Below are 383 nucleotides of genomic sequence, written 5' to 3'. Positions count from 1 at the left end.
ACACAGTGTAACCGCCAGAGAATAGGTGCTCCAGCGCAAAAAAACGTTACAATTACCCGGACTTATTATTCACAGGCCGCACAGAGGATTTATGCGTACCGTTCTGAATATTTTAAATTTTGTATTAGGTGGTTTTGCCACAACCCTGGGTTGGCTGGTAGCAACGTTCTTCAGCATCATTTTTATTATCACTCTGCCGCTCACCCGTTCCTGCTGGGAGATAACCAAACTGTCGCTGATCCCTTACGGCAACGAAGCGGTGCATGTTGATGAACTGGAGCCGCAGTCGAAAAACAGCGTGTTGAATGCGGGAGGCACCCTCCTCAATATCGTCTGGCTGGTGCTGTTTGGCTGGTGGCTGTGCTTGTCGCATATCGCAGTAG

General features: G+C 49.1%; 1 protein-coding gene. It reads left to right on the top strand.

Features of this window, described 5'->3' with window-relative positions; genetic code table 11:
• Positions 1-91: 91 nt before the first annotated feature.
• The coding region (locus GPA22_RS22550) for a YccF domain-containing protein (protein ID WP_169258295.1) at positions 92-383 on the top strand (292 nt) is incomplete at its 3' end.

This window comes from Aromatoleum toluvorans, from assembly GCF_012910905.1.
Lineage (GTDB): Bacteria > Pseudomonadota > Gammaproteobacteria > Burkholderiales > Rhodocyclaceae > Aromatoleum > Aromatoleum toluvorans.
Note: the sequence above shows the minus strand (reverse complement) of the source record. Positions and strands in the feature narration are given on the sequence as shown.